Here is a 17906-nt window from a genome sequence, read left to right on the forward strand (position 1 = left end):
ACTCTTGTCAATCAAGTGTAAAGTCAAACACGAAACAGCATATAAACCAAGTCTAAAAAAAGGAGTCTTCTCATCGTTGTGATGAGAAGACTCCTTAAAAATGTGAAATCTCGATCCGAAACGTTCACCGACGATTTACTTAATCACAAACCAAGTTTGACTTTTTGCTGGTATATTAACCTCAAAGATCCCTTCCGAGGCTGCATTTAATGGCATTGTCCTCCTGTTTTGATCTTGCTCAACCACTTGCACATTTCCTTTCAGTCCGGTATAGTATAAGTTGACCTTAATTTTTCGTGTTATCGCTTCGTCCAATGGATTATAGATCATTAGTAATCCCTTTTCTTTTCCCGCTGGATTCACGTGCAAAATAGCATCATAATCCATCCCGTCAGGACGTCTCACGTGGATGATATCACTGTCCAAAACTTCACGGTGTTTCTTGTAAAAATTCACCCATTTGGTTACTACATTTTTCGTCTCTGGGGAGTCATAAAGCTGTGGTCCACGATAACAAGCCTGTACACCTGCGCCAAATAGATTGGCCAAGCGTTGTTCATAATGAGGCAGGTGATCCTTCAAAGGCTCTATCGTTGCCTCTTTGCCGCCACCTTGGTATTCTACCAAAGGAACAAACATCCACCCCATCGATGGTGCTTTCGCCCAGGTACCATCGAAGATATTCTGTCTTTCAACAATTTCCTGTTGTGCCCTCGGTAATGACCAATTCGCTTCGCGGTAGCCCATTCCCACTTTGTTACCGCCGTTCAAGAAATACATATCCGGAATATTCAGGTAGATTCCTTTTTCACGGCACCATTTGTAAAAGTCAGTGATCCGTTTAAATTGATTCCATTGCGAGTCTTTTTCATTATGATGTCCCGGATGGTCGGTGGCATAACACCAATCCCCTGGATAAGAGCCATCATGCTCAAATACACCCAGTCCCGATTGATCAAATAACGAATAAAGTTTTTTAAAGTAAGCCTGTCCCCATTCACTTTCAATACAGGGTGAACTTCCAAAGCGCGGATGCATCCCTTCAGGTAATACAACATCATTTTTAGCATCAATATGACGACTGGCAAGGAGCGAATAGCCCCCAAGTTCAATCCCTTTGCTATGTGCATAGTCAGCGAGCTCCTTCATGCGCTTAATATTCTCGGGAGAATCATCTTCGGCATTGAATCCAGACCAAAAGGTCATGATCACCATTTCAAAACCCACTTCCGCTGCTTGATCAATTGCCTTTTTAACCGACTCGTTATCCGAGCTCCGTACATGCATCAATATCGGATTTTCAGTTGCCCATGGCGCCATGGAGCGCATCATTTTTCGGTATCCAAGGCTCTTACGTTCGCGCTCCCAGCTATCGTTCAACAGCTCCCAAACGCGATAACTCGCAAACTCAGCACCAGAAGATACCTTCTGCTCAGGTCCCATTTTAGGTGCAACCTCCAAGAGACAAGGCGTCTCCCGGTCATAGTGTACCTGTGTTGTATATAGGGGGTCTTTTTTCCATTCCACACTCGACGAATAAATATACTCTTCGCTCATCCCGCCAAAGTTATAATCCGTTTCCAACGTGATGTTTGGCAACAGCCATCGATTGCGTTGATCTACCGAACTTTCGGGTTCAAAAACCGCAAGCTGCTCACTTTTGAATTTATTGACAACGATGTCTTGCCCAGACTGGTTCTGCACCGTAATCCACTTGCTAAAGATTGGCATATCGTCATAAAGGTCATAATGCACCTGTACCGTGACATCTTTCATATAGGCAAGTTTACTGGACAAATCGCCGGCAAATTGGGATGGGAAATCACCATATGCCCAAAAGCCTTCAACTTTCGAGCGACCTTCCTTTGTAGAAGCCTTTCCATCTTTATTTCCACCATTTGGATCCATTTTTCCGACACGGACCAACTGTATCTTGTCACCTGACTTTAGCGAAAGATGGCCGACAGTATGCCATTGTTGTCCATCCAAAGAGGCTTGTGCCAATAATTCTTTATCCGTTATTTCATATCTAAACCATAGCTGATCTGCTTTACCAACTTCGAAGGTTCCGTTATCGCGTTTGCCATCAAAAAAGACTACTTTGCCTTCGCTTGCCCGCCAATAAAGTCTGGGGCTACTATTCATTAGTGTTAGCCCAAAACCCAATCCCCAATCGTTGGATTGATCAGTACCTTTATTCATCTTGGCGACGAGTACCTTTGCTTCTTGAGGAACCGCTCTTTCAGCAAATACTGCCGCATTCTCCAGTGCCATAATCTCGCCCACTTTTCCTTCATTGACAAAGGAATTACGTGCATGTGATTTCGACACCATCAACTTCCAGTCGGACGCTAAACGCTGAAATTTATCTTCCAACAGCAATGATCTGTTTTGGTCACTTTTGCTCTTTGCGGCAAGAGCATCGATCGCCTGTTGATCCAATTTATAGTTAAATGTCAGCTCTTTGCCCGGCACTGGCCAGGGCATATCTTTAGGCATCCAGTTTGGTCTTTTTTTCCAGCCAAAACGGGGTTTTGTCTCTTCAATTTTATAGTCATGGAACTTAAAAGCAATGGGATTAGCCTTTAAACTCGGTATCCATTCTTTTAGTAAGTAATTATGTACTTTTTGTCCTTCCAATCCACCGACATCAAAGGTAAACCCATCGATTGTTACATTGGCTTCAGGTCGAATCGACCTTAGAAATGCTGTATTTCCAGTCAATTCGTCCAAACCAATACTGGCTACATTTGGAAAAGTCGTAAATGTGCGGCTGACCAAGCCATTGGAAAACACCAAATGACCTTCTTTCGTTTTGAAAAGTCCCGCTTTTGCTCGGGGAGTTCCAATTAACCAGTCTCCAGACAGGCTGTTGCTTTCTTTGTTAAACAGCGGCAGCTGCTGACTATAGCTCTGCCTTGCCTGCCCCAAGCATCCCAATAGACACAGGATATAGAGTTGTTTCTTTAAATAATTCATCTTTTTATTTTGCCAATACTTGTACCGTAGCTACTTTTAAGCCCTTACTCGATGCGTTGATTCGAATTGCACCCTGCTCTCCTTTTTTTGCTTTTACGATGACCAATGCCATTCCGTTATAGGCTTTACGCGAATGACTTTGGAACGAGGTAAAATCAATTGCATTTCCATTATCGGTAGATACAATTTCACCTGCACCTTCGACCGAAAAATCAATCATCGCATCCGATTGAGGCACGAGGGTTCCTTTTTTATCAGTCACTTTTACCGATACAAAAACAAGCTCAGAGCGTCCGCCATCGATTGTAGCACGATCTGCTTCCATCTGGAGCTTTTCAGCTTTTCCGGCGGTTTGGATTTCTGCTTTGGACCATTCCTTGCTGTCTTTATAAGCAATTACCTTAACCGTTCCCGGTTCGTAACGCACGCTATCCCATTGCAATCGGAAATCCTGTCCCGCAACCTTCTTCTTACGTCCTTGACTTTTTCCATTGACAAAAAGTTCTGCTTCTGTGCCAGAGGTATACACATGCACCGGTGTAATCTCTCCTTTTCTGCTTTCCCAAGTCCAATGTGGCAGGATATGCGTCACTGGCAGGTCTGGCCGCCAATGAGATTGATATAAGTAAAACCGATCTTTTGGAAAACCAGCAAGGTCTATAATCCCAAAATAGCTGCTTCTCGAAGGAGGATTTTTCTTTTTCAATTCTTCCAATGCAGCTTCCAATTCAGCACGTTTTGCGGGATCCGTTCTAAAATTCAACAGATTGGTCTCCGCCGAATTATAAGGTGTCGGTTCGCCCAGATAATCAAAACCTGTCCAAACGTATTCTCCCAACAAGTTTGGATACTGCGCCAATATCCGGAACTGTGCGTCCGGTGAACAGCCCCAGCCTGGAGCGGCACGATCGTAAGAAGTGACCTGCCAGCCATCGTAATCGGTTCCAAAAAAATATTCTCCGCGGGAAGAAACACAGGAAGAAGTTTCACTGCCCAAAGTCGGCATATGCTGATACCGCGCATCTTTATCCCAACGCCCCTGTTGACTAAAGAAGTAATTCACACCCATGATATCCAAAGCGGTTGCAGCGCCCGATTCACGGCCGCCATCCGGGTCATTATAACCATTGGAAACTGGTCGTGTTGGATCTGCCCGACGAATAATATCGGCCAAATGCCGAGTCATGTTGACATCCTGTTGTTCAAGCACCTCATTACCAATGGACCATATAAATACCGAAGGATGGTTCCGGTCGCGATGTACCATGGCCAATAGATCGCGCTCATGCCACTCATCGTATAATTTATTATAATCTTTTGCGCGCTTACCTGTACGCCAAGCGTCAAAAGCTTCGTCCCAAATCAAAATCCCCATTTTATCAGCTAATTCCAATAATTCTGGTGCTGGTGGGTTATGTGATGTGCGCAGGGAATTCATACCCATGGCCTGTAACATGTTGAGCTGACGTTCCAACGCACTTTTATTGAAGGCCGCCCCCAATGATCCCAAATCATGATGGTTACATACCCCTTTTATGTCTACACGACGGCCGTTTAACTTGAAGCCTTCATTGGCTGTAAATGCGATTGTCCGCACCCCAAAAGGACTATAATAGATATCACTAAGTTGACCGTCGACGATTACCTCGATCTTTTCTACATAACGATTTGGCGATAGAATATCCCAACGTTTCGGCTGACTGATACGCGTTTCAAGATTCAGTTTGCCACTTGCATTGGCATGAAGGTCTACAAATCCACTGGCGGTGGCCACCTGTTTTCCAGGTTTATCTTGAGCATCCAACTCGAAATAAGTCGCCTTGACCTCAGCATGTACTGAAAAAAAACGGAAGTTATCCAATGTTACTTCATTCTTGACCGTTGCATATTGATCGCTAACAACAGGGGTGGTGATTGAGGTTCCCCAATGTGCCACATGCACAGCGGAAGTACGTACCATCCATACATGGCGATAGATTCCTGCTCCGCTATACCATCTTGATTCCCAATTTTCCGTATCCAAACGTACTGCCAAAACGTTCTCACCATCTTTTTTTAGATAGGGCGTTAAATCCATACGAAAGGAACTATAACCATAAGGCCAAGTACCTACATAACGGCCATTTAACCAGATTTTAGCATTCGCCATGGCTCCATCAAAATCCAGATAAACACGCTCTCCGGCTTGAAGGTTCTCGACTTTAAAATGTTTCCTATACCAACCTATTCCTTTATAGGGCAGCTTTCCGGATTCACTGGCCAATTCAATACGGAATGGTCCCTCAATAGCCCAATCATGCGGTAGATCCAAGCTACGCCAAGTATCATCATTGCACTCGGTCTTATACAAATCATTAGGTTCAGCCAATTGATTACCATCAGCCTGCAAACCAAAGCGGGAAAACTTCCAGTCCCGATCAAAAAGCTCCACACGCGCGTTTCCCATGCGTGTTATTTCCTGCTGTTGTCCAAATAAGGAAAAGGATAACATCGCGAGGATCATTCCGAAAATTACTTTCATTTATTTTTGTTTATTCGTTGATTATTTAACAGTAAGGTCTATACAAACCTACTTCTTTTTTTGCCTTAATAGGGTCGATACGCGGTTCCTTGCATTGTAATTTCGGTCTCGACGCCTACAGATTTTCCCGGCTGACCGCCACCAACATATATTTTGACAGCGCCACCTTTTTGTATCAACTCGCCTTTTTCGCTCACCAGAGCCAAATCTTCTGGTGTCAGAGTGAACGTTATTTTCTGCGAATGCCCCTTTTTGAAAAATACGCGCTGAAAGCCCTTTAAAGCACAATTAGGTACTTTATAGTTTCCTTCTTTCGGATGAACAACATATAATTGAACAACCTCATCACCGTCACGCTCGCCGCTATTTGTAACTTGTACGGTGACCTGAACATCAGTTCCTGTTTCGACGATTCTAGGCGTCTGTAATTGCTTATATTCAAAGTTCGTATAGCTCAGTCCATAACCAAATGGATAACGGACCTCACCTGTAAAATAACGATAAGTCCGGTTTGCCATGGAGTAATCCTCAAAATCAGGTAAGTCCGCATCACGTTTATATGTTGTCAAAGGCATACGTCCGGCAGGATTATAACGACCAAACAGCACATCCGTAATAGCATCTCCGGCTGCCTGCCCGCCGTACCATGCCTGCAATAGGGCATCTACATGCTGTGATTCCCAATCGAAGCTCATCACTGATCCCGACATATTGACCAATACAAGTGGTTTCCCTGTTTTTTTCAGTTCTTTTAAAAGTGCCGTCTGCACTTCAGGAGAAGCCATAGTCGATCGGTCGCCATTCACAAAAGCACCATACCCCGCTGCACCAGCATCGCCAGCTTCACCTTCGTAGTCTGCAGTTATACCACCAACGAAAACAATAACATCTGCCGCTGCAGCCTTTTTAACAATTTCTTCAAATGAAGGACCACCATCAATTTTTTTCATAATTTCGGTTCCCGGAAGATAGTCTATCGCGATTTGCTTTCCATAACGCTTTTGTAAGCTGCTCAGTGGTGTAACAATTTCCGAAGGTGTACCAAAATAATTTGCTAACTGCGCATGTCCATTATCGGCATTAGGGCCAATCAAAGCAATTCTTTTTATTTTATTGGGATTAAGAGGTAACAAGTTATGCTCATTTTTCAAGAGCACCATCGACTCCTGCGCCATTTTATATGCATGTGCCTTATGCGATTTACTTTCGATAACTTCGCGACCAATCTTTGCATAAGGTACCAGTGCTTGTGGATCGAACATCCCCAATTGAAACCAGATCTGCAGAAGTCGGGCTAGTGAAACATCAATATCCTTTTCGGATAATGCGCCTTGTTTTACCCCCTGTTCTAACAATTGATAGAGATTACCACATTCGAGATCTGTTCCGGCCAAAACCGCCGCACTGACAGCCGCTGTATTATCCGGATGTGTCTTATGTCCACTTGCAAAATCATTGATACCGCCACAGTCCGAAGTTACATAACCTTTAAAGCCCCACTGATGGCGTAAAATAGTATTAAGCAACACATTATTGCCACAGCAGGGCATTCCGTCTAATCGATTATAAGCACACATGATTCCGTGTACTTTTGCTTTCATTACCAACTGCCGAAATGCAGGAAGATAAGTATCCCAAAGATCATAAGCGGAGACTTCTGCATTAAAAGAATGTCGATTATGTTCGGGACCGCTATGCACAGCATAATGCTTAGCTGCCGCAACCGCTTTCAAATACTGCGGATTATCACCTTCCAATCCGCGCACGATAGCCGTTCCGATCTGCCCTGTCAAATAAGGATCTTCACCATAAGTCTCCTGGCCCCTCCCCCAGCGTGGATCACGAAAAATATTGATATTTGGAGTCCAATAGGTCAGTCCGCGATAGCGTTTACCTGTTTTTCCAGCTTTGAGATCTTCATTGAATAATGCGCGACCTTCTGTCGCCGTATAATCCCCCATCTGTTTGACTGCAGCCGTGTTGAAAGTAGCTGCCATGCCTATAGCCTGCGGATATACAGTTACTTTTTCTTCTGTCCGTGCAACACCATGCAGCGCTTCATTCCACCAATCGTATGCCGGAATGCCCAATCGTGGAATGCCCTTAAACTCGTGCTTCATCATCTGCACTTTTTCCGATAGGCTCATTCGCGCAATCAGATCCTGAATACGTTCCTCGCGACTTTTTTTTACATCAAGAAAAGCGTAACTTTTGCTTTGTGCCATTGTCGCTTGCTTTCCCCCAGCAATAAGCAACAAAAAAAGGACATTCAGTCTCAAAAAACAACGGTTAAATTTCATTTTTATAGTTTTATTTTCTCAGATATACCTTTCTAATTTCTCAAACAGCAACAGTTCCCCTCTGCATATCTAGACCGCAACTATCAAGTGAATACGATCTCCTTTTTTCGTTGCTATACGTAAGCGATCGCCCTCCAAAGGCTGCATTATTTTTCCGTTTTTGCGCCAAGAAATTTTACGTCCGGGCCAAGGGTTGTCAAGAATCAAGTTCCGCCCTTGCTCACTTAAGATCTCGACGTAGGCGACAACTCCATTTTCAAGTTTTGATGACACAAGGAAGGCGCCGTCCACACGTAGGTTGCCAAATTGCCCATGCTGTTGTTTGGGCCATACAGGAAATAATTTTAGCACCTGCTGATGGACGCCACATAACATCTGATTAATGGTTGTCGGCACAGTACTACAATTTTCTATACCATGCGGGTTGTTCAGTTGAAACCCATTGGGATAAGTATGTTGACTATATCGATGCAAATGATACAATATACTATCAGCACTGTAACCCACCCGAACTGCCGCGGGGAAAAAACTATTAGTACCATTGTTATCTGTCCAACGCCCCATTTTTTCGATCGTATTACGCGCAATGGTAATCCAACGCGGATCACTTTCCAGATCAATCTGCATGGACGGAAAAATATGCTGTATGCCCAATGTATTATCATTCCACCATGCTGGGCCCTTTTCTGTATAACGAAATACAGGTTGACCATCTCTTTCCTGAACCGGAAAAGTAGCAAGATTCTCCCTGACCCGCATCCAATTCGCCGCCAGCTGGCGGTCCAAATCCAAATAGGCACTCAGATCGGTAGCCAGCTGCAGTGTTTGCCTTACCAGTCCAAGGCTTAGAATTGGATTGCTATCCCCCACTGTTCCTTCGTGAATTGCATCGTTAAAAATCACATAACGACCATTTTCATCTTTCTTTACATAGTTGCTCCAAAACACAGCTGCACCACGCACATAAGGATATATTCTTTCCGCATACTTACGATCGTAAGTCGTATAAAACGCTGTAGCCATATTGGTTACACCATAGGACACATTGCTTTTCTGACCAAAGAATAAGCCTTTATGCTCTACCTGTCCCCCTTGGATATATCCGCCAAATACGCTTTCCATGATTGCATTCTGACGAGTTGTTTCCATCCCTTTCGGACCTATTCCCACCGGATATAGCAATCCATCCGAAATCCCGGTTATTTCTTTTGAGTAGAACTTACCCCGTTCCATAAAGTCGAGCAGCGGTTGCTCATACGAACCAGCAGCACCAAGATGGTTGGAAGAATAAAGTCCATAGTAAGGGGCCATATAGTTATAATTCAAATGGTAATCACCATTCCAATTGGGAATCTCGCGGGTAATCCAGGTTCCAAAGATGGGCGGGGCAAATTGTGGATCGCGGCTACAGGATCCCATCACATAGTGAGACAGGTAATACTGTTTTTCGATCACTTTATCAGGAATTTCAACATAAGACTCGGACCAAAAATCTGCCCACCACTTTTTATGTTCGCGTTCGAGCTGCTTTACATTTTTTTGATCTAAACCATCCAGGGTCTTAAGCACCTTTTCCACACAATTCTTACTTTTGAAATTGGAAGACAAGGCACATACATAGGTTAGCGACTCGCCTGCATGTAAGTTGAAAGCAGGTTGCTGCTGTGTGATTATTTTTCCAGCAGCTGCAGCCTTTGTCGGAATATCGACCAGCTCCTCAAAGCCCCTGCAGATCAATTTTGTTCCATTTCCTCTCGTCTCCTGCTGAGTGACAGCAGGGAAAAGTGACTCAGCTGGTGGATTGTTTTTAAATTGGTCTTCGGCAGGGAGAAGCAAATTTATCTGCCCCTTGATTTGTTGTTTTCCCTTATTTTTAAGCCGTAAAATCAAACAGTCATCTTTCGTTGAAACAAAGGATCTGATCTCCAGCAACGTATCTCCTGCCTGAAAGGTTGATGTTGCAATTGCTGTATAAAGATCCACATTAACCTCATAACTCGCCTTCTTTAACATTGGAACGGCAACTTCTACCTTACCCAATACAGCAGGGTAAGATTCGTTAAATCCAGATTTTAACCGCCAAAAATCATTTCTTGCCAGGTAATAGGTCTGCTTATCGGGCGTACCTGCAATTGCCACTCCAGTACTGCCATTACCCAACAATGGGGCATCCACGGCAACTTGGGATGGTATCCGTACTGCTGGTCGATCGAAATTGGCTACATATTGCGATACAACAGCTTTACTTTTTTGCAATAGTCCTTGTTGTACAGCGTTTTGCTGAGCCTGACCTGGCGCGTAAAAACTAAAACCAAGGAAACAGGTTAAAAAAACGAGCTTAAGATTTGGCGATTTCATGATAATGCTTTAGTTAAAAGACGACTCACTCCCACCGTTCCCTAGAACAATTGTAAGAAAATCATTAGGCAAGCTTTCTCGAAGGAATAGCAGGTAATTCGACTTATCTTAATAACCAACTTTATAATCTTTTTTAAACGCCTCACCTCGCCAAGCTTTCTTTGTTGTCCAGTCTTCCAATTTACTTGTCCAGAATGGATCATTTGCCGGCAATCCCAAAGGTAAAAAACTGAGGGTAGTCATATATAAACTTCCAGTCGAAGTATAGGTATCCGCAACTTCCGGCTGTGCGCCGCAGAATCCCAGCAATAACCATCCATTTGGATCAAAGTTTGAACAGGAATCGAACATTCGACGATGCATAGCCGTCATCGCGCTTCTAATCTGTCCCGGAGACAGTCCTTCCGGATACCTACCCATAAGCGCCACCTGTGCCAAAGCCTGGAAAGCACCCGTTCGATAAGTTATCGAACGACCAAATGGCGGAAAACTTCCATCGGCACCAATCATCCGTTCCTGAAAAGTGGCATAGCGTTGCATACGTTTTAGCACTACATCATATTCCTTGCTACCCGTCTTCTTTACATCCATGAGCGTACGATAGATATCGACCAACATCGGCTGAATGACAAAGCTATTATAATAATCCATGGCAAAATGAGGTCCATCACTGTACCAGCCATCGCCCAGATACCACTCCTCCATTTTCTTCAGTGCTATATCGATACGCATGGGATCAGCATCTTCACCTATCCGTAACAAAAAGGCTTCTGTCAATGCCGAAAATAACAACCAATTGTTATAGTAGGCGGCGCGATTGCGCAGACTTTTAAAATTATGGATAATCCTTGATTTTGTAGTTGCGTCCAAAGGTTCCCAAAGTGCTTGAGGCGCTCTTAAAAAGCCTTCTGCCATAAATGCCGCATCGACAATGGGTTGTTGCTCCTTGCTGAAATCCAAGCAATCGGGATTCGTTGGATTCACGGCATTGGCAATTCCTTTTAGCAATGCCAAACGCAATTCTTTACGCTGTTTCCCCTCTTGCGTATTGTCATCAGGAAGCGACAACCAAGGCGCAACACCGGCCATGGTACGCCCCACAGCTTCCAGGTAGGTAACCTGCTCAGCCTTTAACATATACCCTGGAGCCTTTTCCAGCGGCATATTCTTTTTCAGTGTTCCCGAAGCGAGGTTATGGATCACCGGAGATACAATTTTGTAAAGTAGTCCTGTCCAATATTCACGATCTTGATTTCCTTGTTCAATTGTTGCAGGAAGAGTAGTAGTCTGCTGAGCGACTACGTGTTGAGCTATCACGGCATAAAACACGGAGGTTATGCAGGCAAGCAATCTAACATATTTCATTCGTCTGGGTTTGATCTAAGCGATTGGTTATCAATTCTGTTTAGATTTACATCATGTTTACAGTACATAAATCTAAACAAAATACTAGACTCCTCCCAAAGCAATCACTTGAAAATTATTGATTAACGGGCAAGCCAAACTTTTATTGACATGCAGTCGAACCGCATCTGATACTGGAAATTTAATGTCCTTTGCCGAAGCCCCTCCTGCCAATATAATACGCTTATACCCAATTTTCTTTCCTTGAAAAACTTCAACCCATTTCCCATCAACACGACATTCAATACTGTAATCATCCACCCGCTGACCAAGTGGAATGTATTCTTGCAAGATAAAACCATCAATTTTTGTTTTCTTACCTAAGTCGATCGTTATACTTGCTTTATCATCGCCATCATCTGTTGCGAAATAACTGTCATAATTTCCATCATTCACTTGTGAAGCTGCATACTTTTTCGAATTGCCACGATGGCCGTCGTCTGTTGCCCTTTTTTTGAATGCAGGATTGCTATTGTGCAATTGATCCACCCAGGATTTAAACGCGATCAGGGTTTTCTCTGTTTCTTCATCCATTAATCCCCGTGCATTGGGCGAAACATTCATTAATGGAGTCGAACCGTAACCAACAGAAGTCAAATAATACTCTTTCATCTTTTCTAGACTCACGGCAGGTTGACCAATATGAAACCAGTTTCCCTGCAGGATAATGGAAGCCTCATTCGGATACCAGCGCATCACACCGTCGATTAATTGGCGGTAATTTTGATCTGGCTTGATTCCACCATGATTTCCTGGCCATGCGATACAGCGATCCGGAATAGTTTTGACCAAAACACCAGAATCATAGACCACTGCATGGGGCTGTTTCGCCACGATCATTCGTCCAATTTTAGGATAATCCATTTTTAGGTTATCTGCATTAAATCCATCGAACCAATATTCATCAATTGGGCCATACTTGGTACTTAACTCCTCAATTTGGTCATAATAATAATCACCATAGGATTGATGTTTTGGCGAGCCATATTTGTTAAAATGATGATCGATAATAGAGACATATAATCCAAAATAGAGGTTATTCTTTCGGCAGGAATTAGCCAGATCACGCACAACATCTCCCTTTCCTTTCTGCCAAGCCGAAGAAGCAACCCCATGGTCTGTGGTCGACGTCTGCCAATTTGCAAACCCATCGTGGTGTTTTGTCGTTAGCACCATCCCTTTAAAACCGCCTTCTTTAGCCACTTTAGCCCATTGGTCTGTATTGAATTGTACCGGATTAAAACGGTTTGGATCTTCATCTCCAGTCCCCATATGGTTGTCACTCGGATAAAATGTCTTCATGCCAAAATGAACAAACATAATATATTCGGCTTTGTGCCATCGCAATTGTGCGGGATTTGGAATAGGTAAAAATGGTGCCGGAGCTTGCTGCCCGATTGCAGTGCCAGCCAGTAGAACCGCCACTATGGAAGTTTTCAGTTTTTTTATCATAAAATAAAATCTTTAGTCATTTTATACAATAAGACGATTAACACCCCACATCGCCCTAGTATTTATTGTGTTTCAAAAGCTTTACCAAGCCCCCATTGTTTATTAGGTTCACTTCCCATAAACAGTACCAAGGTCCCACCTCGCATGATTTCACGGTGATCTATAAAACAGTTGTTATAAGGGACGCCATTAAGTTCAGCTTTTTGGATGTAGCGATTTTCAGGCGAATTATTTTCTGTTTTGATTACAAACTGTGTCCCAGAATGATAGTTGGGATCAAGTTTAAAGGTGACTGTATTAAATACGGGGCTTGTGATTTCGTAGCGTGTGTCGCCCGGACAAACGGGATGTATGCCAGAGGCCGCCAAAACATACCATGCGGACATCTGCCCCACATCTTCATTACCGATTAAACCATAAACTGAATTGTGGTACGCACGCGAACAAATTTCTCGCGTCCATTTTTGCGTAAGCCAGGGAGCTCCTACCCGATTATATAAAAATGGTACATGATGTACTGGTTCATTGGCATGGTTGTAATAATTATTCCACATCATGTCTTGTGGAGCAAGTTCAAAAAAATTATTAAGATCCGCGATGGCTTTTTCCTTTCCACCCAAAAGGCCTACAAGCCCATCCACATCATGAGGGACAAACCATCCTTGCTGATAAGGGTTGCTCTCAACACAGCCGTAATTTTGAGTTAAGCGCCCCGTCTCTGGCCATTTACTCCATGTACCATCTTGTTCTTTCGGTCGAAACCAGCCAACTGTTGGATCAAATAGGTTTCTGTAGCTTTGCGCACGACGCGCATATAAATGCTCATCGGTCGTTTTATTTAATCGTGCCGCCAATTGCGACAGACACCATTCTGTATAAGCATATTCCAATGTCGTCGAAATTCCACCGGTAGTTACCTTTTCACCATTTCCAAATTTTTCAACCGTTTGCCGCGCATATTTATAAGCCTTTTCTACATCAAAGTTGGCTATCCCTTTCCTATAAGCGTCGGTAATAACCGATACAGCAGGGTTTCCGATCATACAGCCACTGTAAGCGTTCAAAAATTCCCAACGTTCTAAATAATTGTGTTTACTTTCTTCTGCCAATGTAACCAAAGAATTGATCATATCGTTTACGATAGTCGGATTAATAATCGTTTGCAATGGAAACTGACTTCGAAAAACATCCCAGCCACTAAATACCGTTCTTTTGGTAAAATCTTTCGTTTGATGAATATGCTCGTCACCGCCAACATATTTTCCATCTACATCCGAGAAATCTCGCGGATCGATCATCGAATGGTACAGAGCCGTGTAAAAAATGGTCTTCTCATCCTCTGTCCCACCAAGGACACCTATTTTTCCCAAAGCATCATCCCATCGTTTCTGCGTTTGCTGCAATACATTATTAAAGTTCCAATCTTTGATTTCTGTTTGAAGATTATTTTTTGCCCCCTCCATACTGACAAATGAAATTCCGGCTTTCATCAATACCTGTTCATTTGCCTGCGTGGGGAATTCGGTATAAAAACCTAAGTGCTTCCCTTCCATGATACCGATATTTTTGGTAACGACAGATTTGGCCACCATGTCTTGGTAGCTTGCACTTGTGACATCCTGTAATTTACGTTTTTGCCCTTCTGGAATGGCACAACTCCATACCCCTGTTTCAATAAAACGCTTACTAAATTGGGCATAAAAATAGACGGTATAATTTGCCTTTCCATCCCCATTTCCCCAACCGCCACCTTCGGGTGTGCACTTCATCCATCCTTGAATGGTATGGTTGTCCACTACTTTCACATATTGTTCCGTAGATGTCCCGCCTACACGCCGAGCTAAGTCAATCTGAATCCGTGACTTTTGGTGCTTAGGAAAAGTAAACCGGAGCATTCCACTATGTGGTGCAGCAGTCATTTCGGCCTTTATATTATAATCTAAAAGCAGTACCTCATAGTAACCTGCACGGGCTCTTTCATCTTTTTTAGCGAAACGGGAACGGTAGCCATTTTCTGGATGTTCGAGGCTACCCGCGGAAGTTTTCAGTTCTCCCGTTGTTGGCATCACCAAAAAATTACCTAAATCACCGTACCAGCCTATACCGCTCATTTGCGTAAAAGCAAATCCCTCGATGGAGGTATGTTCGTAGTTGTATCCAGAACCATTGTCTCCCCCGGTAATCGTGTTAGGACTAACCTGTGTTAGGCCAAATGGAGTCGCCGCCCCCGGAAAAGTTTTACCAAAGCCATGTCCCCCCGTTTCCGCTTTTTCACCACTTGTGACCGCGCCGATAAACGGATTGATATAGTTAGACTGCGCATAGCAATTAAAAATCACGAAAAATAAAACAACACTGAATTGAATACGGTATATCATAAAAGTGGTTTATATTATTCAACCTGCGTAATCTGATTAAAACAACCGGTTGCATTTTTATTTCAAAAAGAAACAGAAAATCGCTAATTCCCTTACATTCGCTAAATTAAAAAGCGATTAAGCAATTGATTCTGTTCGACCAAAAGTTTGCCATAGGCTGTAAAACTGGAACAAGATAATAAATATCGACATAAAAAAACAGCTGATCTGGTGCTATATTTCTACGAAAACGTTTGAACTGTCACATATGTTTTTTCCTCAAATTCACTTATTCATCAGACAACCCGCATTTTCTTAAATAGCCGTGGACTCATGCCTTTGATTTCCTTAAAATGCTTATTAAAATTAGAGATATTATTATAACCACTTAGGTAACCGGATTCTGAAATGCTATAGTTTCCTTGCACCAACAATTTTGCGGCATGATTAATCCGAAGCTCTTTTATGAAGTCAGAAAAACGTCTGCCGGTTTTTAGCTTAAAATATCGACAGAAGGAATTGGGAGCCATTGCGGTGATAGCGGCCATCTCTACAAGAGAAAGCTGGCGATTAAAGTTATTTAAAATATACTGTAGTACAGTATCCATTTTTTTCGTTTCAAAATCACTATAGACAATCTCTTGACTTGCGTCGTTCAAGACTCTACAAGATGATGTATTGCTCAACAAATCCATCAATTTGAGAAAAAGTAGAACCCGTCCCATTTCTTTTTCAGTCAACATTTTTTCCAGGATCAATTTTGCTTTATCCAACACATCGCCATGGAAAACAATCCCCTTTTTCGCCCGTTGGAGTAATTTGCTAATCGCCTTGGCTTCGGGAATATGCAAGAATCCTTTACCTAGAAAATCTGGAAAAAAATGGACCACAATAATCCGAACCTGTTGTTGTTCATCAACGGTCCCCTGATATCTCCAGCAGTGCGAAACATCTCCCGCAATCAACACAAGATCCGTCCCGTGAAAAGTTTCGGCACTGCCATTGATAAACCTAGTCCCCACTCCATTTTCTATCAAGGCAATTTCATAGTTCGCATGTTTATGCAAATGCTGTTTTTCCTCCAGGGTATAGTCATCCATTCGAATAGTAAAGGACTGATTCGGAGGAAAAGAAAAGTGCTCATAAATTGTATTCATAACGAGAAATGATTGGTTAGTAACAGTCTGTCTAGAATTTTAGCCTGAGCTTATTCTTCCTTTGTTTAATTGACTGACGACTGAAAAAAACATTTCCCTAGTAACTAGATCACATTTCATTAATTTACGAAAAGGAAATCGGCTAAAACAGAAAAACCTGTCTTTCACTTTCGCTTCGGACAGGTTTCGTTCAATTAGATACAAATCAGTAATATTGATATAAGGCAACCTTGGAAACACGCCAATACTGATCGCCGACCATATTAGCCAAAAATCCCAATGAGACTGTCCCATCCATGGTCATAGAGAACTCCATTTTTTTACCGCCTAAATTCCCAGTCCCTAAAGCGGAGGGAACCTGAAAATCTGCCGTAAAATCAGGTAGTGTATTTCCTGCTGCAGCAACAATCCGAACCTGGGAATTATTTACGCCATTCGATCCGAGATCAATCTCCACACCATAGTCACCCTTAGATAACACAACTGTTTGATACAACTTACCATTGATGATATTGGGTACCCCCCACCCAGATTCCATGCACAATACCGTATTATCATTCGACGCCCAACCGCCCATTCCACCATGATTTTGAACAGTTGCATTGACTATCCAACCTTTAGGATCACGAAAGCGATTTTCAGTTTGGATGGATAGAAATGGTTGTTTATAGTTTTTCAAATAGATTGACGACACATCTTTTTGTACACGCATTTTCTGTTCCTCTTTAACATTGAAAACGTCGATGGCCGTAACATTAGGTTTAAACTGAGACCGATACATCACTTTAGTTCCCAACTTCCAATCATTGATCATAGCTACGTTCTCAGTGCTGGGGATAACCAATCGACCCGCAGTTCCCTTGTCATTGGTATAAGTAATCTCTGTCGATACATTTCCAATATCTGCAGCTGCAAATTCAATCTTAACTTTATTAGCATCCTCCACAGATGCTTTGACAATGCTACGATTAAATAACGATGCCTCGTATCCATCGCCATACACTTTGGCGGATTTTAATACTCGTAAAGACCTGTTACTATTTTTATCGACCGACAAAATTTCAAAATTATAGGTCTGTTCCTTCAAATTTGCAATGGTAGTCCTTATCGTGTCAAGATCCTTCGCCTGTGGCACAGAAACCGAATCAGCACCATCATTCCAATAGATAAGATAATTTTCTACGTTAGGATCTTGGCTTTTCGCAAATTGAACCTGTGCTCTATTTTTACCTGTATTTACCATTACTCCAGATGGCATCCCCGGATATATACGCTCGCCATCTTCGAGATAAGGTTTATAGGAATGGTCCATTTTTGTACAAGAACTTAGTATTCCCGTGCAAATAATTAAAAATATTAAGTTTTTCTTCATTGGTTT

The 17906-nt window shown here is 42.8% G+C and carries 9 protein-coding genes; all 9 read right to left on the bottom strand.

The features are described 5' to 3' along the window. Positions 1-135: 135 nt before the first annotated feature. The 9 genes from AAH582_RS17050 to AAH582_RS17090 all read right to left on the bottom strand — a co-directional run bounded on the left by AAH582_RS17050 (position 136) and on the right by AAH582_RS17090 (position 17900). Positions 136-2979 carry a hypothetical protein gene (locus AAH582_RS17050; RefSeq protein ID WP_343318996.1) on the bottom strand — a complete coding sequence of 948 codons (2844 nt, stop codon included), beginning with the start codon at positions 2977-2979 and terminating at the stop codon, positions 136-138. Positions 2980-2983: 4 nt separating this feature from the next. Next, on the bottom strand, positions 2984-5500 hold the full coding sequence (gene galB / locus AAH582_RS17055) for a beta-galactosidase GalB (protein ID WP_343318998.1): 2517 nt from the start codon (positions 5498-5500) through the stop codon (positions 2984-2986). Positions 5501-5565: 65 nt separating this feature from the next. After that, the gene (locus tag AAH582_RS17060) at positions 5566-7800 is read right to left on the bottom strand and encodes a glycoside hydrolase family 3 C-terminal domain-containing protein (RefSeq protein WP_343319000.1); all 2235 of its coding nucleotides are present in this window, start codon (positions 7798-7800) and stop codon (positions 5566-5568) included. Between the two features lie 69 nt (positions 7801-7869). Next, complete coding sequence (locus tag AAH582_RS17065; protein ID WP_343319002.1) at positions 7870-10158, bottom strand: glycosyl hydrolase family 95 catalytic domain-containing protein; 2289 nt, start codon at positions 10156-10158, stop codon at positions 7870-7872. A 108-nt stretch (positions 10159-10266) separates the two neighbouring features. After that, on the bottom strand, positions 10267-11523 hold the full coding sequence (locus AAH582_RS17070) for a DUF2264 domain-containing protein (protein ID WP_084823251.1): 1257 nt from the start codon (positions 11521-11523) through the stop codon (positions 10267-10269). An 84-nt stretch (positions 11524-11607) separates the two neighbouring features. Next, positions 11608-13014 carry an alpha-L-fucosidase gene (locus AAH582_RS17075; protein WP_343319004.1) on the bottom strand — a complete coding sequence of 469 codons (1407 nt, stop codon included), beginning with the start codon at positions 13012-13014 and terminating at the stop codon, positions 11608-11610. Positions 13015-13076: 62 nt separating this feature from the next. Then, a complete protein-coding gene (locus AAH582_RS17080; protein ID WP_343319006.1) occupies positions 13077-15392 on the bottom strand; it encodes a GH92 family glycosyl hydrolase in 2316 nt (771 codons plus the stop codon). A 275-nt stretch (positions 15393-15667) separates the two neighbouring features. Further along, positions 15668-16528 carry an AraC family transcriptional regulator gene (locus AAH582_RS17085; protein ID WP_343319008.1) on the bottom strand — a complete coding sequence of 287 codons (861 nt, stop codon included), beginning with the start codon at positions 16526-16528 and terminating at the stop codon, positions 15668-15670. A gap of 205 nt (positions 16529-16733) precedes the next feature. Beyond that, entirely contained in the window at positions 16734-17900 is a 1167-nt protein-coding gene (locus AAH582_RS17090; RefSeq protein ID WP_343319010.1) for a DUF4998 domain-containing protein, read from the bottom strand. Between the last annotated feature and the right edge of the window lie 6 nt (positions 17901-17906).

The organism is Sphingobacterium multivorum (genome assembly GCF_039511225.1).
GTDB lineage: Bacteria > Bacteroidota > Bacteroidia > Sphingobacteriales > Sphingobacteriaceae > Sphingobacterium.

Coding starts and splice junctions, on each gene's coding strand:
- AAH582_RS17060 (WP_343319000.1), bottom strand. CDS start 7,800: ATGAAATTTAACCGTTGTTTTTTGAGACTGAATGTCCTTTTTTTGTTG.
- AAH582_RS17075 (WP_343319004.1), bottom strand. CDS start 13,014: ATGATAAAAAAACTGAAAACTTCCATAGTGGCGGTTCTACTGGCTGGC.
- AAH582_RS17070 (WP_084823251.1), bottom strand. CDS start 11,523: ATGAAATATGTTAGATTGCTTGCCTGCATAACCTCCGTGTTTTATGCC.
- AAH582_RS17085 (WP_343319008.1), bottom strand. CDS start 16,528: ATGAATACAATTTATGAGCACTTTTCTTTTCCTCCGAATCAGTCCTTT.
- AAH582_RS17090 (WP_343319010.1), bottom strand. CDS start 17,900: ATGAAGAAAAACTTAATATTTTTAATTATTTGCACGGGAATACTAAGT.
- AAH582_RS17050 (WP_343318996.1), bottom strand. CDS start 2,979: ATGAATTATTTAAAGAAACAACTCTATATCCTGTGTCTATTGGGATGC.
- AAH582_RS17080 (WP_343319006.1), bottom strand. CDS start 15,392: ATGATATACCGTATTCAATTCAGTGTTGTTTTATTTTTCGTGATTTTT.
- galB (WP_343318998.1), bottom strand. CDS start 5,500: ATGAAAGTAATTTTCGGAATGATCCTCGCGATGTTATCCTTTTCCTTA.
- AAH582_RS17065 (WP_343319002.1), bottom strand. CDS start 10,158: ATGAAATCGCCAAATCTTAAGCTCGTTTTTTTAACCTGTTTCCTTGGT.